Consider the following 18,891-nt stretch of genomic DNA (forward strand, 5'->3'; position numbering starts at 1 on the left):
GAGGTGAAGGAGGAGACGGGAGCGGGAGCGAGCCGAGGGCGCTCTTCAGCCCACGCCGAGGTGGCCTGCGATCAGTGAGCGCAGGGCGGGGTCGGGAGGCCCGGCGGGCACGGCGTGGTCGGCCAGGACGCGCCCCGGAGTTCCGCCGAGGACGACGACCCGTTCGGCGAGGGCCAGTGCCTCGTCGATGTCGTGCGTGACGAACAGGACGGTGGTGCCGCGGCGCTGCCACAGCTCCCGCAGCAGGATCTGCATCCGGGTCCGGGTCAGTGCGTCCAGCGCTCCGAACGGCTCGTCCATCAGCAGCACTTCGGGCTCCGCGGCCAGCGCCCGGGCCAGTGCCACGCGTTGCTGCATGCCTCCGGACAGCTGCGCCGGGTACTTCTCGGACCCGTCCGCGAGCCCCACCTCGGCCAGCGCCGCGAGGGCCCGCCTGCGACGCTCCGGGCGCGGCAGGCCGAGCCGCTTGAGGGCGAACTCGACGTTGCCGCGGGCGGTGCGCCAGGGGAAGAGCGCGTAGTGCTGGAAGACCACGCCCCGCTCCGGGCCGGGTCCGCGTACGGGTGCGGAACCCGCCGTCACCCGGCCTTCGGTGGGGCGCGCGAACCCGGCCACCAGGTTGAGGATCGTGGACTTGCCGCACCCGCTGGGCCCCAGCAGCGCCGTGAACGAGCCCGCGGGGAGCTCCAGGTCGGTGCGCTCCAGGACCGGGGCGGCCCCGTAGCGGACCGACAGCCCCTCCAGTCGTACACCGAGGCTCATGAGGTGCTCCAGTGCACGAACCGGCGGCCGACCGCGGCCAGTACGAGGTCGACGGCCACCCCGAGCAGGCCCAGCACGAGCAGCCCCGCGAACATCCTGTCCACCCGCAGGAACTGTCCGTCCACCTGAAGTCGGTACGCCAGCCCGCTGTCCGCGCCGCCCAGTTCCGCCGCCACCAGGGCGAGCAGCGCGACCGAAGCTCCGTACCGCAACGCGGCGAGCAGCGCGGGCGCGGCGGCGGGCAGCAGCACCTCGGTGAACCGCCGGTGCAGCGGCGCCCCCAGCGACCGGGCCGCCCTCAGGTGGGACACCGGTACCCGGGAGACCCCGTCGTGGACGTAAAGCCAGACGGCGAGCAGCACGGCGTACGCGATGAGCAGGCGCTTCGCGGTCTCCCCGATGCCGAACCAGGCGGTCGCGAGCGGCACCAGTGCGATGGCGGGGATCGGGCGCAGGAAGGAGACCACCGGGGTGACGGCGGCGGACAGCCTCGGCAAGTAGCCGGTGGCGAAGCCCAGCGCGCTGCCGGCGAGGGCGCCCAGCGCGAAACCCTGCCCGGCACGGACCAGGCTCGCGCCGAGATCGGCGGCCAGCATGCCACTGCGGGCGCTGACCACGAGCGCGGCCATGGTCTCGCCCGGGGTGGGCAGCAGCCCCGGTGCCACGGCACCGGACCGGGCGAGCAGGTGCCACAGTGCGAGCACGGCGCCTGCCGCGCCCAGGGCCGGTCCGAGCCCGCGCAGGGCCCGGCCGGGCGGTGAGGGGGTGGCGGGCACGGGGCGGCTCCTCTGTTTGGTTCCTCGACATCTATAAGCGAGGTCAATAATTGACCACGCTTATGACGGGAGTGTTGCGGCAGTACGAAACCTCACCGGGGCCTCCGGCCCCCGGGCGGTGATGAGGTACGTTCACCTGCGTGTCTCGACCCGAACCCACACCGGAGGCGATCGAGGTCGGACGGGTGATCCGGGCCTGCCGCAGAGAGCGCGGCGTCTCCATGGCCGTCCTCGCCACCCGTTCCGGGCTCTCCCAGCCGTTCCTCAGCCAGCTCGAACGCGGCCTCGCCACTCCCAGCCTGAGCTCGATCTACCGGATCGCGGAAGCCCTGGACGTCGCCCCGGGCACCTTCCTGCGACCACCCGCGCGACCGGGCGCGGTCAGCCACGAGAGCGACCCGCAGGTGATCCGCGTGAACGAGGCCGCAGGGCAGACCGCACAGGTCCTCATCCCCGGCGGCCGCAGCGCACTGATGGAGGCCTACGAGCACCGCTTCGAGCCCGGCCAGGGCGAGCGCGGCTGGTTCGAGCACCCTGGCGAGGACTTCCTCTACGTCCTGGAAGGCGAGATCGCCCTGGAGGTCGAGGGCGAGGAACCGCTGATCCTGCGCGCCGGACAGAGCGCCCACCACCCGGGCCAGGTCCGGCACCGGTGCCGCCTGACGGGGCCGGTCGCCGCCCGCACCTTGCTGGTCATCGCGAGCGCCTGAGCCACCCGGGGGCCGAAGAGCCGCCCCCTTCGGAGGCAGCCCGCACCGGACGGGACGCCCGCGCCTTGCCGGCCCGGCGGGGCTCCGATGGCTTGCCCGTGTGAGGTACCGGCACGGCAAAGGGGTGGTGAGCCGGGCTACACGGTCTTGAACTTCCAGACGCCGACGAGGACATGCTCGCCACCACCCTGCGTCTGCTACGTGAACACGACGAGCACACAACCGCGATGGAAACCACCGGCTGACCCGCGGCCCAGCCCTTGACGCTGATTCCGCGAGACGAGTGATCACCTTGTGCCCGTCTTGGCTTGTGCGCCCACCAACTACCAGTAGGGCCTGCGAGGATGGGCGCCGCGCCAGAGGCCAGTGATCGTCACGGCGGGGGTTGAAAACACCCCGGCAGGCTTCAGGCGGAGACGGCGCGGCATGGTTTCACCAGGGAATCGGCCCGTCCTCGGCCAGAAGGGCGCCCGTCGGGCCGTCCTCGCCCGCAGTCGCCAGGGCAACCGCCACGGCCGCGCCCTCCTCCGGCGTGCGTATCCCGGTGTGGCGGTTGAGGTCGGTCGCGCAGTAGCCGGGACTCACCGCGTTGACCAGGATCCCTTCGGCGCGCAGTTCATTGGCGTAGAGCACGGTGATCGCGTTCAGCGCGCTCTTCGAGGTGCAGTAGGGGAGGAGGATCGAGGTGTAGGCGGACCACGGGCTGCCCGGGTCGGCCTGGTGGGTGAGGGAGCCGAGTTCGCTGGACATGTTGACGATGCGTGCGGCGGCGGAGCGGCGTAGCAGGGGGAGCATGGCGTGGGTCACCGCGATGACGCCGAACACGTTGGTCTCGTAGACCTGCCGGAGGGTGGCGGCGGTGGTTTCACTCGGCTTTTGCGGTCCGGTGGCGATCGCGGCGTTGTTGACGAGGATGTCGAGGCGGCCGAACGTGGCGTCGATGTGCTTGGCGGCGGCCTGGACCGAGGTCTCGTCGGTGACGTCCAGCGGTACGAACCGTACGTCGGCGCCGCCCGAGCAAAGCTCCTCGGCCGCCGCCTCGCCACGCTCGGTGTTGCGGGCGCCGATCAGCACGGTGATGCCGAGGGCTGCGAGCCTGCGCGCCGTTTCCTTGCCGATTCCCTTGTTCGCGCCGGTGATCAGAGCAGTCTTCTGCGAAGTCGTCATGGCACCCAGCCTCCCCTCCCCCACGGGTGGCAGGGAAAGACCGGAAGACTCTGGATCTATAGTCCACAGATATGAGTGAGCTGGAGGTGCGCGAGCTGAGGTACTTCATCGCGGTCGCCGAGGAACTGAACTTCAGCCGGGCCGCGCAACGCCTGGCGATGGCGCAGCCCCCGCTGTCGAAGGCGATCGCTCAGATGGAGTCCCGGCTCGGGGTACGCCTGCTGGAGCGCACCACCCGGCAGGTGAGGCTGACCACCGCCGGTCAGGTGCTGCTCGACCAGGCCCGGATCGCGGTCGACGCAGTGCACGCGGCGGCCCGGCGTGCGCGCCGGGCGGGTCAGCCGACACCCCAGCTCGTCGTGGCGGTCAAGCCTGGAGGCGACGCCGGGCTGCTGCGGGAGATCCTCGCCGCCTACCGGGGAACGGGTTCGCATCTGCCGCCGCCTGAAGTCGTCGTCGGCGGCAGCGGAGAGCCGATCTCCATGCTGCGGGACGGCCGTGCCGACGTAGCGCTGCTGCGCAGCCCGTTCGACGGTCAAGGGCTGGATTCCCAGACGCTCGTGGTCGAGCCGCGACTGGCCGTTCTCCCCGCCGCGCACCGGCTGGCCGGACGCCGGCGACTGCGGCTGGCCGACCTCCAGGGCGAACCGATCCCGCGCTGGAAGGGGGCCGCCCCCTCCGCCACCGCCTACTACACAGGGTGCGACGGAGCAGAAGCAGGCGATGGCCACACAGGCTCGGCGCCGGCCGACACTCCTGAGGGGCCGCTCGTGGCCAGCGTCGAGCAGCTCCTGGAGGTGGTTGCGCTGGGCCAGGCGGTGGCGTTCCTGGCACGCTCCACCACCGAGCGGCACCAGCGCCCGGACATCGCATACCGGCCGGTCACCGGCCTCAGCCCCAGCGCGGTCATGGTCGCCTGGCCGGAGACCTCGCGATCCGCAGCCGTCGCCGCCTTCGTCCAAGCCGCCCACGACGTCGCCACCCACCACCCTGACCACATGGTTCAGTGAGGTGACCCTGCCCGTGCTCACGCTCTACGTCCACACGCTGGTCCGCGCCGACCAGATCCTCGAGGACGCGATGGCGCACCTGCCCGACGGCCCCAGGAGCGCACCGGCACGCACCCTGACCTTGCTGCCAGGTTCATCCCCGCCGGTGCGAGGCGGCCACCTCGTTGAGCGCCCCGAGATCCTCGTGGCATAGGCGGCCTCAAGCGATCCGCAGACGTCGACTGGGCCTCAGACATGCATGCGCCGTATGTGTAGGTGTCCATCGAGAGGGAAGGTGGGCGGCGCGGCGGGCAGGACTCTGTCGAACTCGTACCGGCTCTTCTGGGCAACGCGGCACGACGCGAGGTTGTCCTCCTGATGAAGGAGCTCAAGACGTTGCAGCCCGGCGGCCCCGAAGGTGTCGAAGGCCCAGCCGGTGAGAACCTCTAGAGCGCGGGGGGCCACGCCCCGACCGCGAGCGTGCGCCGCGGTCCAGTAGCCCACCTCCGCTGCAGGTTTGCCGGAGGTGACTTCCTTGAGGATCACGTTGCCCACCAACTGTTCGTGAACTGATCCGGGTTGTGCCTCGAAGACGGCGAAGCCGAACCGGTCCCCTGCTGCCCAGCCCCGCTGTTGGGCCTGCACCCACCGTGCCCCGTCGGCATCGTTGTCCACGACAGAGCTGGCCCACTGGCGCAATGCAGGATCCCGGCTCACCTCGACCAGTGCGGCAACGTCCTCCAGGCGCCAGGGTCGAAGGACAAGAGCGGGAGCAGACGGCGTCGCTTCCGCCTGCAGTATGACGGGGGCGTTGATCAACCGATCACGTGCGGCGGCGTTCTCACCCGACGCCAGCCGCGTCCGGCCCCGGCCGCCTTGCGACCGCCCCGTCATTGCTGTGTCCGGACGCGCAGAGCCTGGACCGACCATTCCAACGCTGGGGCCAAACTCTCCGGGGCCGGCCAGCCGTTGACCACTGCGAGCAGCTGGAGGTACCGCTCCCTGCGGGGGTCGTTCACGCTCTCCAGCCGAGTCGCCAGCCGGCGGCGAAGCTCATTGTCGTCGGGGACGCCGAGGAGGTGCGCGTAGTGATCTGCGAGCGCCGCGACGATTGGATCGGCCTGGGGCGACGCCGGGGCGGTGCCGGCGGTCAAGGCCGGGCCGGCCTGGTCACGGACGGTTGCGGCAATGTCGCGGCGCGGGCCCGTGGTGTCGCTTCGAGCCTGCTCGGCCGCCTGGCCCTCGGCCATCCGTCGCACGCTGGCCCGGAAATCCGCATCCTGGGACATCTCAGCCAATTCCACCCACGCCTGAATCTGCTCCGCCTCCGGGTTGTCAGGCAGCTCGGGCGTCATCGAGCGCATGACACCCGCGAATTCGGGCGCGGCGTCAAGACCGCCGAAGACAGCGTCGAGGAAATCGCCGATCAGACGTCGGCGTTCGTCCTCGGAGAGCTGAGCAAGCTTGTGCATAATGTCCGTCTCCTCGGGGGTGGACCCGCGTTTGGCCACCGCCGTCAGTACCGCGCGCCGCAGGCGCAGGGTACTGATCTGTACCGCCAGTGCTTCGGCGTGCGCCGCGGCGACCTCGGGAAATGGGAGCTCCCGGTCCATGACCTTCCGGATCGTGGGAAGGTCCAGTCCCAGTTCGCGCAGGGTTCGCACGAGGTCCAGGCGTGCAGCGGCATCTATGTTGTAAAGGCGGTAGCCGGCAGGGCTCCGGTCAGTCGGCGCCACGATTCCGCGATCGGAGTAGAACCGGATGGTCTTGACCGTGAGACCGGTCCGCTGGGCCAGCTCGCCGATCGAGTACAGCGTGTCGTCGTGCATGCCCCCACCTTCGTGTCTCCCCCTAGTGGAGACTCAAGCCCATCCGTCTGCCGACAGCCAACCACTCCTTCGCGTCCGAGGTTCGCGTGCGTCCAGAAGAGCGGGGACGGCACGCTGCGGCTGATCGTCTTCACGGGAGCGGGCGCCTGCGCCGCGCTCAGTCTCCATGGTGGTGGCGCCTGGCTCTCGGGCCTGCCGCAGTGGTACTGAGTGGCGCGATGCACATCTCTGGGAGTTCGGTGGTCGGAGGATGTCGAGAACGTGTCACCGGCTCCGTCCCGGGGACATCAGCGGCCGCTACCGGCCGCACGAGGAAGGAGAAGCCAGCATGGCGATTCAGCGGATGGACAACGTCGGCATCGTCGTCGAGGACCTGGACGCCGCCATCGCGTTCTTCGTGGAACTCGGAATGGAGCTGGAAGGCAAGGCGCAGGTCGAGGGCCTCGTCGCCGACCAGTGCACCGGGCTCGACGGCGTCCGCTGTGACATCGCGATGGTCCGCACCCCGGACGGTCACAGCCGGCTCGAGCTGGCGAAGTACCGTAGCCCCGCGGCGATCAGCGACGGGCCGCGCAACCGGCCGCACAACATTCTGGGCACGCACCGCGTCATGTTCGCCGTCGACGACCTCGAAGACACCGTTGCCCGCCTGCGCCCTCACGGCGCCGAACTCGTCGGCGAGATCGCCCGGTTCGAGGACAGCTATCTGCTCTGCTACGTCCGCGGCCCGGAGGGCATCATCGTCGGTCTGGCCGAGCAATTGCGCTGAGAAGGGGAAACCGCACGACCGGCTCGGACCCCGAATGGGACAGGGTCGGGCCTCCGCGCGATTTCATGGCCGGCGGATCGCTTCTCGGGGGTCAGCCCCGGAGGGTGGCGATGGCCTTCTCGATGCGTCGTTGGCGTGTGTCGGGTTTCTTTGCGCTTTCGATGGCGCGTACGTGCTCGCGTTTGTGGCTGTAGGCGAGGTTGTCGTAGGCCGCGCGAGCGGCGGGGTCCTCGTCCAGGGCCTGGGTGAAGTCCGCGGGCTCGACGACGACGCGCGGCTCGGTGTCGAGGTCGAGTTCGATCTCGACCTCGTCGCCGGTTGCGATGCCTGCGGCTTGCCGGTTGGCGTTGCTGAGGCCCAGCAGGTGGCGGCCGCGCAGGAGGGCGATCCGGCTCTTCCAGGAATGCCCGTTGATGGTGATCGTCACCGGTGGCCGTGCGCCCGCGCCGAGTGCTGCTACCACCTCGGGTGGAACTTCCAGGCCTCGCATGGGCTCGGGTGGCTCGACGTGGGCCCGGAACTTCATGGTCTTCTCCTTGTTCGGCGTGCTCGTTGGGTGCGGATCCTGCCGGCCGTCCGGGACGGCTGTGAGGCTGGGGTTCGTGGCTATTCGGCGTAGGGCTGGTCGGTTCCCTGGGTGCTGTGGCCGAGGCTCCAGATGTAGCCGTCGGGGTCGGCGAAGGTGCCGCCGTATCCGCCCCAGGGCAGGGCGCCGGCGGGGTTGAGGATCTTGGCGCCGGCGTTCTGGGCTTCCGTCATGATCTCGTCGACCCGTGTCCGGCTGCGGACGACGTAGGTCAGAACCAGTCCGCTGAAGCCGCTGCCCTCCGGGTCGGTGCCCACCTGGCCGGCCAGGCCCTCGCGGCTGTAGAAACCGACCGGGGAGGCGCCGTCCGATGCGAAGAACACCGAGATCCCGAAGTCGTTCTCGATCTTCCAGCCGAGTCCCTCGGTGTAGAACTGCTTGGCCCGGTCCATGTCGCGGACACCGAGGAGGATCGAGCTGACGTGGGCTTTCATGACGTACTCCTTGCGCTGGTGGGTATGTGCGTGCCGGTTGAGCGGGGCTGGAGTGGGGCGGGAGTCAGGACGACGTGGGGGCCGGCGGGGCGGCCATCTCCCAGGCGAACCCGTCCAGGTCGGTGAAGGCGCCGGCGGTGCTGCTGGTGAGGGTGATGCGGTGTGAGCCGGTGCCCTCGGCGGGGACTCCGAGGTCCTTGGCGAGGGCGCGGCGCTTGTACAGGGCCAGTTTGACGGCGCCGGGCTGGCCGGGGGTGAACTCGACGTACTTGCTGCCGACGCTCTTGGCCACGCTCAGGCCCTGGTCGAGGTAGAACTGCTTGGTGGCCTTCACGGCCTCGACGCCGATCAGCAGGACGATGTCGTCGATCTGACGGGTGGCGGGGCCGGTGTTCTTCTTCGCCGAGGTGGCGATCTTCCAGATCGTTCCGTCCGGGGCCTGGACGACGCCGCTGTAGCCCCACAGTGACTTCGCGGCGGGCTTGAGGACCGTGGCGCCTGCTGCCACGGCGGCGCCGAAGAAGCCGTCGACGGTGGCCGGCCCGGACACCGTGAGCGCCAGCGTGAAGCCACGGAACCCGGTGGAGGGCGTCTCGGACGCCCGCAGGTGAATGTAGGTGTCCACTCCGAAGGCGCTGTAGAAGCGGCGGGCGCCCTCGAGGTCGGCCACCTCGAGGGTGACGGAACCGAGGGACGTGTGGGCTGCGGTGGAAGCGGTGGTTGCCATGACCAACACGCTAGGCGCTGCACCACAACCACGGCTTCTCGATTCCTGACCGGTCTCAAGACCCCCTTCTCCACGCACACCGGCATCCCCTCCACCCTGATCACCCGCCCCCCATCGCGGGCCGTACCCGCGTCCTCAGGCGGGCTGGACGGTGATGGTGCACAGGCGCTTGGTGGCCCGGGTCAGGGCCACGTACAAGTCCCTTTCCCCACCGGGGCGGGCCGTGATGATTTCCTCGGGGTTCATGACGACCACCCCGTCGAATTCCAGGCCGCGTGCTTCGGACGCCGGCACGATGCGTGCGTGGTGAGCGATGCCCCGGGCCGTCAGCTCGCTCACCCGGGTGTCCGCGCAGATCACTCCCAGAAGCTCGCCCGGATGCGCGGCGCTCTGGGCGCGGAGTTCCGAGACGACGGCGGTGACCGAACCGTCCGGAGGTGTGGTCACAGTGCGCGGGCTTTCACCGCTTCGCAGTGACCGCGTGGGCTTCTGGTCCGGAGCGATCCGCGTGAGCAGGTCCCGGACGCTCTCCAGGATCTCCTGCGTGGTGCGGTAGCTGACGGTCAGGTTGTGCAGTTTGAACCGCGGTCCGACGTGGGGGCTCAGTGCTTCCTTCCAGTCGCGTGCCGTCGCGACCGGGCCCGCCTGGGCGAAGTCACCCACCAGCGTCATCGCCCGTGCCGGGCAGCGGCGTACGATCATCCGCCACTGCATGGCGGTCAGTTCCTGCGCCTCGTCGACTACGACGTGCCCGTACGTCTGCTCGGGAGGGCCGTCGACCAGGCTCGCCGCCTCGTCCAGCAATGGCACGTCGGCATCGGCCCACGGGGTGTCCCGACCGCGCAGCAGAAGCGACCGCTCCTGCGCGGTCAGGCGGGGCAGGTGCTCGGCGAGGGCGCCGGCGTCCGTCAGGAGCGCCTTCACGAGGTCACCGGGTACCAGCCGCGGCCACAACGCCTCGACCGCTCGATCGACGCCGGCGTCGTCGTCGTCGTCGTCGAGGAGATCGGCTCGGATGGCGTCCAGGTCCAGCTCATGGGCCGGACCCGGGTCGGCCGCACCTTCGGCACGGCGCTGGGCGGCTCCCGTGAACCGGTCGAGGTTGATGCCCGTCATCCTCTCGGCATCGGCGTCGATCTGCTCCAGGAGGTCGCCCATGTCCCGTTGCATCGCGTCGGTGACGGCGTCGACCAAGAGCTCTTTGAATACCTGGCGCGCCGGGTTGTGCCCCGGTACGGCTGCCACGGCGGCGTCGCGTGCCGTGGCCACTTCCTCGCCGGAGAGGCGAACCAGTTCCTGTCCGACCCGCACGGTGAAGTCACCGGCGGGGGCCTGGTGGACGTGCAGCAGACCGGCCAGGGCGTCGGCGAGGTCGGAGCTGCCCTTGAGACGCGCCGTGTCGAACGGGTCCACCGTGTCCGTGGACACTCCGGCCAGTTCCCGGCAGGTCGCCAGAGCGACGTCGTTCTCCCCGAGCGAGGGAAGGACCTGGGAGATGTAGTCGAGGAACCGGGCGTTCGGGCCCACCACCAGGACACCCTCCTCCGCGGCGCGCGGGAACGCGTACAGGACGTAGGCCGCCCGGTGCAGGGCGACCACCGTCTTGCCGGTGCCGGGCCCACCCTGCACCACGGTCACCCCGCGGTGGGCGGAGCGGACGACCTCGTCCTGCTCGGCCTGCAGCGTCGCGACGGCCGCGTGCATCCTGCCCGTACGCCGTGCCGACAGTGCCTCGGTCAACGGGCCGTCCCCCACGACGTCCTCGTCGGTCGGGGCGGTCCCGTCCAGCAGTTCGTCGCTCACCGAGACGACCGTGCGCTCCTCGAGGCGCAGGTGCCGGCGCCGCCGCAGGTCCATCGGGTGGACCGGAGTCGCCTCGTAGAAGGGCCGCGCCGCGTTCGCGCGCCAGTCCACGAGCAGAGGCAGGTCGTCCTCCTCCGTATGCAGTCCGATCCGCCCGATGCGCAGGGCCGTGCCGTCCGTCCAGTCGATGCGCCCGAAGACCAGCCCCTTTTCGGCGCCCTCCAGCCGGCCGATTTCCTTGGCCAGACGCTCGGCGGTGATTTCTCTCTCGTATGCCTCACCGACGCTTTCCGCCGGGGCCTTCAGCACACTCGCCCGGTGCACTCGCGCCTCGGAAATCCGCTCGGCGAGCAACTCGTATAAGGAGGACACATAATCCCGCTCCGATTCAACGGCACGCACAGCGGGATCATTCATTTCCGACAACAGGGGGCTCCTTCGGATCCTTCGATTCGAGCCACACCATACGGTCAGAGTTCCCTGAAGGTAAGTCTTGACTTACTTGGTACGTCATGGCCCTGCGGCTGAATCCATGACGGCTGACCGTATCGCGTTCCATGCATTCCGCCGGTCCGTATATCGCTCATTGCACTCCCGATGCCCGCCTGCCCTGTGGCGAGCTCACCCTTGGATGCCGGCGAGGCGACCGGCGCCATCGAGCCCATGGCCGCCTGCCTGCCTTCAACACAGGCCTCCAGTCGCACATTTGGGCTATATGATCAAGCCATGTGTCTTGAACAGGGCACGTAGGTAAGGAGATTGCTTTACATGTCCATCGGGACCAAGCTCGCCAGGAACGCTGCCGCTCTCGCCATGGCGGGGGCGGTACTGCTGGGTACGGCGGGGGCCGCGAGCGCCGCCCCTGGCGCGCCCTATCTGGGATACGGCCGCACCACCTCCGGGAACGGTGTGTGGTGCGTGCAGCACAACATCAACTACCTCGTGAACCAGCTCTACGCCCAGGGCACCATCACGACGCCGCCGCCCTACCGCACCCTCTCCGAGGACAGCTCGTGGGGCCCCAGGACGGACGCCAACGTCCGGTGGTTCCAGAAGATGGTCGGCCTCGGCCAGGACGGCGTCGTCGGTCCGGCCACCGGCTCGCGCCTGCTGACCCTGGGCGACCAGGACTACAACGGCTCCCCGCTGACGGGCAGCCACGGCTGGTGCTGGAACTACATCCCCGGCGACTTCAACTGACCACCCCGGGCGGGACTCCCGCAGAGGCAGGCGGCGTCAAACTCCCTCCCCTCTCCCCCTCCCCCCTTCATTTGAGATCTCAAGATTGGGCAGATCCATCATGTTCAAGAGGCTGAAGTTCGCTTCCTTCGCACTCGCCGGCGTCCTCGCCGCCACCGGCTTGACCGCAGCCACCGCGTCCCCGGCCGCAGCCGCCCAGACGTGCCCGTGGCCCTACGTGTGCTTCCTCGACTCCAACCAGAACATCCTGACGATGTACAAGGACGTCGGCTGGCAGAGCACGAGCGCCAAGACCCGTACGGCCCGCTGGGTCACCAACGCCCGGCACGACGACTGTGCGTACCTGGAGTTCGGGACCGGATTCATCGACCAGATCCGCCCGGGCCAGAGCTTCGGCCTCGGCGCCGGCGTCGTGGCGATCAACATCACCTCCGGCTGCCCCTGAACCACGGCGTGGCCGGCCGGTCCGTCACCGGCCGGCCACTGGCACGGGCCGCGCGGCGCCTGAGCCGAGCCGGTACTCACCTGTCGACTGGGCCGCCGTCCTGGTCCCGTAGGGGCGCGAGGGCATCGGCCACGGCCGGGGTGCGGACCTCATCGCCGTAGAGCCTGATGACCGCGGCAATGTGTTCCCGCACCTGGGATTCGGGATCGCGGAGCAGCCCGACGATGGTCCCGGCGAGGTCGTCGATCCCGTTGTGGCCCGCGATCACGACCAGTGTCCCGCCGGCCTCGCGCCGCACGCGTGCGTCATCGTCCGCCGCGAGCGTCAGCAGGGCCTCCTTGGCCGCGGGCGGGGGAGGCAGGCGCGTGCCCCAGTCGAGCAGGAGCACGGGGACCTCGGCCCTGATGCGCGCGCTCGGGTGACTTGCGTACCGCAGCCCCATGGCCTCGCTTTCCGGCGGGCCCATCTCGCCCAGCATCCAGAGCACCCTGGCCAGGACCGCCGGGTCGTCCTCCTCGCCATCGGTGGCCCAAGCCACGAGTACGTCCACCGTCTCCTTCGCGAAGGTGTTCCCCCAGCTCGACCGCTGGAACAGCATCCGCAGGGGCCGCAGCCGGTAGGACTCGAGGACGGTGAGGACGAGCAGCCGTTGCTCCGGGTCCGGATCGTGCCGGTGCGCGATCACCGCCGCGAAGGTCTCCTCACCGATGCGATGGGTGAGGACCGCGGTGACGGACGACTCGTCGACGTCGTTGTGCCAGTGGCCGGTCAGGGCCCTGGCCATCAGCTCGTCCACGGGCGTCAGGATGCCGAAGGCCCATTCCAGATCCGTCAGGATCGCGCCGTGCCCGGCGTATACCGTGAGTGGGCCGAGCGTCAGCCGGACCACGTAGCGGTAGCGGCTGCCCTCGACGTACTCCTCGCGCACAGGGCCGAACTCTGCGGTCCTGTCGCGGAGTTCGATCTCCGCGCCCCGCTCGTGCCAGTGCCGGGCCAGCGCCAGCAGCCGCTCTCGTTCGGCTTCGGGGATGCGCGGGAGCGGATCGTCCCCCAGGAGGGCTCTGGTCACCGCGGGCGAGCCGCCGTCGACCGCTCGTTCGAGAGGGGTCGTTCCGTCCGGCAACCTCCGGTCCGGATCCGCACCGCCCCCGATCAGCGCGCCCGCGACATCCGCATCGTGCGCGCCGACCGCCAGACACAGCACGGTCAGCCCGTCCTCCGCGACCGTGTACGCAGCCGCTCCCGCCTCCAACAAGGCCGTCACGGCCGCCGCGTCCCCCCGCCGGACCGCCGCTACGAGCTCCCAGTCCGGCCCCATCGCGGAACCACCCCCGCCCTTGCCGACGCCAACTGCCGAGACCGCCGCCGCATCATTAACGCCATGGCGCGAATCAGGAAGACCCGCTCACAGCTCTTTGAGTACGTCCGCACCCCGGACCTGAGTATCCGGACGGCTGTGTGATTCCGGCGCGCAGCGGTTGGATGACGGCATGAACACAACCCCCGCCCCCGACCACACGCTCTCCGCCCCGGCAGCCCGGGACCGCAGCCGGCTGTGGGCCGCCATCGCCGCCGCCCTCTTCGTACCGGGCGTGGTGGCGGCCTTTCTGCTCACCCTGGTGCCGGAGTCGGCCGCGCGCTGTCTGAACTACGGGGAGGAGTGTGCCTCCGGGCTGCCGCCGCACTGGTTCTTCTGGGGTGCCGGCGTCGCGGCCGTGGCGTTCGTGGTCGCCATGGCCGCGCCCGTAGTCCGGGTGCGGCAGGGGGCCGTCGCCGTCCAGATCCTGGCCGAGTGCGCGGCCCTGCTGGTCATCCTCAGCTACGTCTGACCGCCGGACGCGCTGGAGCCCGTACACGTACACGTACACGTACACGTACCGACGGTGGAGCTGTGGCAGTCTCACGGCCGCCACCGACACCGCCCGCGCCCTTTCAGCTGAGGATGTGCGAGTTGGGCCTGAAACAAGTCCTGTCGGCCGGGTCGGCGGTGTCCTCGTGGTCGGTGAAGTAGGTCGAGGTCGTCGTGCCGGCCACCACGTCAAGGATGAATCGGCTGCACGATGCCGCATGGGATTCCCAGAGTGGGCCGCGGCCCCCGTTGAGGATGACGGTCCATTCCTCCGGCTCGACGCCGGGCCGGACCAGCCAGTACAGCATGTGTCCCGCGCCTTCCACGTACGCCCAGGGCACCAGCCTGGCGGCGCCGTCATGGAGTTCCGGCGGCTCGGCCTCGCCCGCGTCCCAGAGGTCGGCGAGGGTCTCCTCGCGTTCCGCGGTCTGGGCGACCAGGTCGTACATCTCTTCCGGACAGCCCGGTTCCAGCAGCCAGAGCGTTCCGGCGAACTGGCCGCCGCCGTACGTCTCGACGAGCCGCTTGTAGTCGGCCGGCAGGGCAATGCCCAAGGCTGCCTCCACGGCGTCCCACGCGACGACCCGGGCATCTTCAGCAGGCGGGGGCGGGCACAGGCGCATCAGGGGTTCGGTACAGCGCAGGCTCCGGGCGATCCGGATGTCGCTCGGAAGGGCGCTGAACCGCGGCGGCTTCCTGGTGGAGTCCAGAACTACCGCGCGCATCCGGTCACCGACCGCGGGGCGGGGAGCGTCCGAGCGCCATGAGGGGTGTTTGGCCTGGTCGATGAAACCCTCGTACCCCTGCGTGTGGATGGCGGTCCCTACGGGCGCCACGGCTGTGACGACCACGTCGCACTCTTGATGATCAGAAAGCATGATCTCCACCCTGCCCGATCGATCCGGGCACTGGAAGGCACCCCTCCCATCCCGCGGCGACCGTCCTGGACGTGAGGCACGGAGCCGTCCCGCGCTCGTGTGGCAGCATGACCCGCATGGCTTCCGGATCTCTCTCCCTGTGGTCCCAGGACTCGGTGCTGTCCATCGGTTCCGTGGGTTCGGTGCTCTCCATCGGCTCGGTCGGCAGCGTGCTGTCCATCGGTTCGATCGGCTCGGCGCTCTCCGTCGCCTCGACCGGCTCCTGGATGAGCGCGGGCTCCCTGCTCTCCGCGCAGTCGACGTTCTCGGTGCTCTCCTGGCGTTCGCGCGGCGGACTCATGGCGGCGGGCGCCATCGCCGCCGCGACCCTGGGCGCCATCGCGCTGGCGCGGACGACCCGCCCTCGCTGAGCGGACGCCTTCCACGGGCCGTCCCGGCCCATCGACCGCCACAACTCCACCCGCTCGGCACTCGCGCGGCAAGCCGCTGCTCCTGCTGTCCGTTCTCAGGCTGCCCGGCCGCGGCCCGAGCCTCTCGCTCGGCGGTCGGGGAGAGCAGCCGCGCGACCATCTTCCGTCCAGGCGGTTTGGGGGTCATCCCCGCGTGCGCGGGGAGCGGCATGACGCCGGCGAGCTCGCTGGAGACGGCCTGGGTTCATCCCCGCATGCGCGGGGAGCAGACCGAGCGCTGGGACCTTGACTGGTCGCCCGAGGGTTCATCCCTGCATGCACGGGGAGCAGGCTCGCTGAGCTGCGACTCTATCCTGATGGTGCGTTGGTTTGGAGCACCTTCGCCGAGTCCGACAAAAGGGCTATCGGGGCCTGGTCTGACCCATCCGGCGGGCCTGTTGTTCGGCGTAGGCCGCCGCCAGATGGGCCTGGGCGGAGATCGTCAGCGGGTCGGACTCCCCCAGGATCGGGACGCTCATGAAGAGGATCCTGCGGTAGAGGCGGATGGCTTTGCCCAGGTCTCCCGCCACGTGGTGGGCTTGGGCGAGGTTGTGGCCGGCCGTGAGGAAATCGACGTGCCCGGGGCCGAATGCGCGCTTCGCGGTGCGGTAGGCCGTCTTCAGCAGTGGGAGGGCCCGTTCCGTGTCTCCCGCCTCCAGGTGGGCGAGAGCGAGGTTGGAGGCCGCCTGGAGGGTCTGGGGATCGTCCTTGCCCAGCGTCCGTCCGTAGGAGGCGAGGATCCGTTCGCACAACGGGACGACCGCGGCCGGATTCCCCGCCTCGCGGTGGGCGTTGGCGAGGGCGTGGAGGGCGTTGAGGCTCCGGAAATGGTCCTCACCCAGTGTGCGGACGTATGCGGTGAGGGCCTGCTCGAGGAGGGGGACCGCCCGGCCCGGGTTGCCAGCGGCCTGGTAAGCGGACGCCAGGTTGAGGCGGGCGGAGGGGATGTGCGGGTGGTCCTCGCCCAGCATGCGCACGCTCGTGGCGAGGGACTGCTCGGACAGGGGAATCGCCGTATCCGGATCCCCCCTCTCCGCGTGGACGACAGCGAGGTTGCTGCGGGCGTTGACGGTGTCGGGGTGGTCCTCGCCGAGCACCCGCAGCCGGTCTTCGAGTACCTGGGCGCAGAGCAGGATCGCCCGGCCGAGTTCTCCCGCCGCCCGGTACGCCGAGGCCAGGCTCTCGCGGGCGGCGAGGGTGTCGGGGTGGTCCTCGCCCAGCACCCGCAGCCGGTCTTCGAGTACCCGCTTGCAGAGCGGGATCGCCCGCTCCGAGTGCCCGGCCTGGACATGGGCGTCGGCGAGTTGGCCGCGGGCGGTGAGGGTGTGGGGGTGGTCGTCGCCCAGGGCGCGCGACCGGTCCTCGACCGCTTGCTCGTACTCCTCGATCGCGCGGCCCGGGTCTCCCGACTCCCGGTGCGCGAAGGCGAGGTTGGTGCGGGTGGCGAGGGTGTACGGGTGGTCCTCGCCCAGGGCGCGCTCCTGGCCGCGGCGGAGCTGTTCGTACAGCGGGACGGCCCGGGCCGGGTCTCCCGCGGCCTGGGACGCCTGGGCGAGGATGAGGCGGGCGGCGAGGGTGTCGACGTGGTCCTCCCCCAGCACACGGGTGCTGATGGCGACGGTCCGCTCCTGCAGGGCGACCGCCCGGTCGAAGTGCCCAGCCGCCAGGTAGGCGTTCGCCAGACCGCAGCGGACGAGGATCGCGACGTAATGCTCTTCGCCCCCCAGACGGATGCTGTCGGCGAGGGCCTGCTCGTACATGGCCGTCGCGCGGCCCACGTCCCCGGCCTCCAGGATGACGCCCGCGAGATTGGACCGGGATCCGATGCTGAGCGGATGGTCCTTGCCCATCTGCTGCTCGGTCACCGCGATGGCCCGCTCGAACAGCTCAACGGCCCCGGCCAGGTCACCGATCGCCTGGCGGGCGGCCGCGAGGTTGTTGAGGGAATCGGAGGTGCGGGGATGGTCCGGCCCCAGCTTCCGTTCCCGGAAGGCGAGCGCCCTCTCATGGTGCGGGACGGCCCGGTCGGCCAGCCCCTGGCTGTGGAGGTATCCCCCCGCCTGGTTGAGGAGATCCGCCGTATCGGGCAGGTCGTCGGAGTCCGGCGCGTTGCGGACCAGGGCGTCGATGTGCGGGATCAGGCTGCGCCACTGGGGCCATGAGGCGGGTTCCCGCCAGGACATGGGGAGAACGACGGCGTGCAGGAGACAGGTCGCGCGGACGCGGTCCACCTCGACGCGCATCCAGTTACGGTGCGGGTCGTCGGGGTCGGGCGTACGGGCCAGATCCTGTACGAGGCGGTGCACCGAGAGGGTGCGGGTGGCCGGGTCGACACCGATCATGCTGTAGCCGTTCAGGAGCCCGATCGCCCCGGCGACGTCGGGGGGCGCGGCCGTCCCGTCGAGGAGGTGGGCGGGGATGCGGTCGGGGGCGTACCAGGCCAAGGTGCGCAGGAGGTCGACCGCGGACGGCTGGAGTTCGCTGATGCGGTCCATCGTCACGCGCCAGACGCGGGCGACGGTTCGCTCGGCCGCGGTGCGGCCTTCCTCACCAGCCCGCTGAAACGTTTCAGCTGGTTCCTGGCGCAGGAGGTCGAGGTAGTCGCGCGGGGTGAGCAAGGGGTTCCGGGCCAGGTAGAAGGCGGCCTGTCGGACGGCGAGGGGCAGATGGCCTAGTCCGGCGCACAACTCGGCGGCGCCGTCCAGGTCGCGGGGGCCGGCCGCGTTGACGATGTCGGTGAGCAGGGTCAGGGACTCGGCCGGGTCCAGGACGTCGAGGCGGATGACGGTGGTGGCGGTGGTCCACGTCGTGGCGAGCCGGCTGGTGATCAGAAACCGGCCGCCGGGGGCGCGGGCGAGCAGTCCGGCGATGTCGGCCGGGTCGCTGACGTTGTCGAGGACCAGCAGCCAGCCGCTGTGCCCGGCCAGCCACTGCAGCGCGTACTCGGCCAGGGCGTCCGCCGTGAGCACCTTGGCCAGCGCGGGCTGCAGGGCGATGGCCAGGCCGGCCAGCCCCTCCTGGACGCCGGCCGGGCTGTCGGCGGTGATCCACCGGATCGTCTTCAGCCCGCGGGAACGGGATCGGGACCGGGTCGACGCCCAGTGGGCCGCCAGGGCGCTCTTGCCGACTCCGCCGAGTCCGTGGACTGCCTGCAGGTGCACCTTGCCGGGCGTCCTCAGGGCGGTGTCGAGGGCGTCGAGTTCGGACGCCCTGCCCACGAAGTGCGCGGGCAGGTACGGCAGATCGTTCATCCCCCGAGGGGCCTTCACCTTGGCCGCCGACCGCAACACCTCGGGTGGCAGCAGCACGGAGGAGTGATCGTTGTAGATGCCCGTGACCGCGATGCCGCCGTTGTCGGCGACGGCGTTCCCGCTCCCCGTCACCTGCTGCACGGAGGGATCGGGAGGGACGTCACCCGTCACGCGCAACCCTTCGACGGCCGTGCCCCGCGCCATGGTGCGCCCGCCCTTGTCACGCCGCCTGCCCCAGCGCCATTTGGCCACGGCCGCGCCCTCCGT

At 70.4% G+C, this 18,891-nt stretch carries 20 protein-coding genes; 8 read left to right on the forward strand and 12 right to left on the reverse strand.

The window, feature by feature from the left end; translation table 11 throughout:
- Nucleotides 1–45: 45 nt before the first annotated feature.
- Together OHU74_RS01780 and OHU74_RS01785 are read right to left on the reverse strand one after the other, a co-directional pair.
- Nucleotides 46–762 (reverse strand): ABC transporter ATP-binding protein, encoded by a 717-nt coding sequence (locus OHU74_RS01780; protein ID WP_371614216.1) that lies wholly within the window; start codon nucleotides 760–762, stop codon nucleotides 46–48.
- The gene (locus OHU74_RS01785; RefSeq protein ID WP_371614217.1) at nucleotides 759–1,538 is read right to left on the reverse strand and encodes an ABC transporter permease; all 780 of its coding nucleotides are present in this window, start codon (nucleotides 1,536–1,538) and stop codon (nucleotides 759–761) included. The genes OHU74_RS01780 and OHU74_RS01785 overlap by 4 nt, the downstream gene beginning before the upstream one ends.
- A 140-nt stretch (nucleotides 1,539–1,678) precedes the next feature.
- On the opposite strand from OHU74_RS01785, the gene OHU74_RS01790 reads away from it, so the two are divergent.
- Complete coding sequence (locus OHU74_RS01790) at nucleotides 1,679–2,248, forward strand: helix-turn-helix domain-containing protein (RefSeq protein WP_371614218.1); 570 nt, start codon at nucleotides 1,679–1,681, stop codon at nucleotides 2,246–2,248.
- Between the two features lie 432 nt (nucleotides 2,249–2,680).
- Here the strand turns inward: OHU74_RS01790 and OHU74_RS01795 are convergent, their stop codons facing one another.
- Entirely contained in the window at nucleotides 2,681–3,415 is a 735-nt protein-coding gene (locus OHU74_RS01795; protein ID WP_371614219.1) for an SDR family oxidoreductase, read from the reverse strand.
- A 71-nt stretch (nucleotides 3,416–3,486) separates the two neighbouring features.
- On the opposite strand from OHU74_RS01795, the gene OHU74_RS01800 reads away from it, so the two are divergent.
- Nucleotides 3,487–4,425: a LysR family transcriptional regulator gene (locus OHU74_RS01800; protein ID WP_371614220.1), complete on the forward strand. Its 939-nt coding sequence runs from the start codon at nucleotides 3,487–3,489 to the stop codon at nucleotides 4,423–4,425.
- Between the two features lie 13 nt (nucleotides 4,426–4,438).
- Nucleotides 4,439–4,618, forward strand: coding sequence for a hypothetical protein (locus OHU74_RS01805; RefSeq protein WP_371614221.1), 180 nt, complete (start codon nucleotides 4,439–4,441; stop codon nucleotides 4,616–4,618).
- 35 nt (nucleotides 4,619–4,653) lie between these two features.
- On the opposite strand, the gene OHU74_RS01810 is transcribed toward OHU74_RS01805, so the two are convergent.
- The gene (locus tag OHU74_RS01810) at nucleotides 4,654–5,220 is read right to left on the reverse strand and encodes a GNAT family N-acetyltransferase (protein WP_371619532.1); all 567 of its coding nucleotides are present in this window, start codon (nucleotides 5,218–5,220) and stop codon (nucleotides 4,654–4,656) included.
- A gap of 74 nt (nucleotides 5,221–5,294) precedes the next feature.
- The gene (locus tag OHU74_RS01815; RefSeq protein WP_371614222.1) at nucleotides 5,295–6,233 is read right to left on the reverse strand and encodes a MerR family transcriptional regulator; all 939 of its coding nucleotides are present in this window, start codon (nucleotides 6,231–6,233) and stop codon (nucleotides 5,295–5,297) included.
- 328 nt (nucleotides 6,234–6,561) lie between these two features.
- Between OHU74_RS01815 and OHU74_RS01820 the strand changes: the two genes are divergently transcribed.
- Nucleotides 6,562–7,002, forward strand: a complete 441-nt coding sequence (locus OHU74_RS01820; protein ID WP_371614223.1) for a VOC family protein — start codon at nucleotides 6,562–6,564, stop codon at nucleotides 7,000–7,002.
- Nucleotides 7,003–7,093: 91 nt separating this feature from the next.
- Here OHU74_RS01820 and OHU74_RS01825 read toward each other — a convergent pair whose 3' ends face one another.
- The 4 genes from OHU74_RS01825 to OHU74_RS01840 all read right to left on the reverse strand — a co-directional run bounded on the left by OHU74_RS01825 (nucleotide 7,094) and on the right by OHU74_RS01840 (nucleotide 10,924).
- Nucleotides 7,094–7,528 carry a YdeI/OmpD-associated family protein gene (locus OHU74_RS01825; RefSeq protein WP_371614224.1) on the reverse strand — a complete coding sequence of 145 codons (435 nt, stop codon included), beginning with the start codon at nucleotides 7,526–7,528 and terminating at the stop codon, nucleotides 7,094–7,096.
- Nucleotides 7,529–7,608: 80 nt separating this feature from the next.
- Nucleotides 7,609–8,022, reverse strand: coding sequence for a VOC family protein (locus OHU74_RS01830; RefSeq protein ID WP_371614225.1), 414 nt, complete (start codon nucleotides 8,020–8,022; stop codon nucleotides 7,609–7,611).
- A gap of 64 nt (nucleotides 8,023–8,086) precedes the next feature.
- Nucleotides 8,087–8,749 carry a glyoxalase gene (locus OHU74_RS01835; protein WP_371614226.1) on the reverse strand — a complete coding sequence of 221 codons (663 nt, stop codon included), beginning with the start codon at nucleotides 8,747–8,749 and terminating at the stop codon, nucleotides 8,087–8,089.
- Nucleotides 8,750–8,884: 135 nt separating this feature from the next.
- Nucleotides 8,885–10,924 carry an ATP-dependent DNA helicase gene (locus OHU74_RS01840; protein ID WP_371614227.1) on the reverse strand — a complete coding sequence of 680 codons (2,040 nt, stop codon included), beginning with the start codon at nucleotides 10,922–10,924 and terminating at the stop codon, nucleotides 8,885–8,887.
- Nucleotides 10,925–11,320: 396 nt separating this feature from the next.
- Here OHU74_RS01840 and OHU74_RS01845 point away from each other — a divergent pair, with 396 nt between their 5' ends.
- Nucleotides 11,321–11,752 carry a peptidoglycan-binding protein gene (locus tag OHU74_RS01845; protein WP_371614228.1) on the forward strand — a complete coding sequence of 144 codons (432 nt, stop codon included), beginning with the start codon at nucleotides 11,321–11,323 and terminating at the stop codon, nucleotides 11,750–11,752.
- Nucleotides 11,753–11,852: 100 nt separating this feature from the next.
- Entirely contained in the window at nucleotides 11,853–12,197 is a 345-nt protein-coding gene (locus OHU74_RS01850; protein ID WP_371614229.1) for a hypothetical protein, read from the forward strand.
- 76 nt (nucleotides 12,198–12,273) lie between these two features.
- Here OHU74_RS01850 and OHU74_RS01855 read toward each other — a convergent pair whose 3' ends face one another.
- The gene (locus OHU74_RS01855) at nucleotides 12,274–13,515 is read right to left on the reverse strand and encodes a HEAT repeat domain-containing protein (protein ID WP_371614230.1); all 1,242 of its coding nucleotides are present in this window, start codon (nucleotides 13,513–13,515) and stop codon (nucleotides 12,274–12,276) included.
- 172 nt (nucleotides 13,516–13,687) lie between these two features.
- Between OHU74_RS01855 and OHU74_RS01860 the strand changes: the two genes are divergently transcribed.
- Nucleotides 13,688–14,026 carry a hypothetical protein gene (locus OHU74_RS01860; RefSeq protein WP_371614231.1) on the forward strand — a complete coding sequence of 113 codons (339 nt, stop codon included), beginning with the start codon at nucleotides 13,688–13,690 and terminating at the stop codon, nucleotides 14,024–14,026.
- 103 nt (nucleotides 14,027–14,129) lie between these two features.
- Here the strand turns inward: OHU74_RS01860 and OHU74_RS01865 are convergent, their stop codons facing one another.
- Nucleotides 14,130–14,924, reverse strand: coding sequence for an SMI1/KNR4 family protein (locus OHU74_RS01865; RefSeq protein ID WP_371614232.1), 795 nt, complete (start codon nucleotides 14,922–14,924; stop codon nucleotides 14,130–14,132).
- A gap of 116 nt (nucleotides 14,925–15,040) precedes the next feature.
- On the opposite strand from OHU74_RS01865, the gene OHU74_RS01870 reads away from it, so the two are divergent.
- Complete coding sequence (locus tag OHU74_RS01870) at nucleotides 15,041–15,334, forward strand: hypothetical protein (protein WP_371614233.1); 294 nt, start codon at nucleotides 15,041–15,043, stop codon at nucleotides 15,332–15,334.
- 401 nt (nucleotides 15,335–15,735) lie between these two features.
- Here OHU74_RS01870 and OHU74_RS01875 read toward each other — a convergent pair whose 3' ends face one another.
- Nucleotides 15,736–18,876: a tetratricopeptide repeat protein gene (locus OHU74_RS01875; protein ID WP_371614234.1), complete on the reverse strand. Its 3,141-nt coding sequence runs from the start codon at nucleotides 18,874–18,876 to the stop codon at nucleotides 15,736–15,738.
- Nucleotides 18,877–18,891: the final 15 nt, after the last annotated feature.

Origin of the sequence: Streptomyces sp. NBC_00454 (assembly GCF_041434015.1) — a bacterium.
GTDB lineage: Bacteria > Actinomycetota > Actinomycetes > Streptomycetales > Streptomycetaceae > Streptomyces.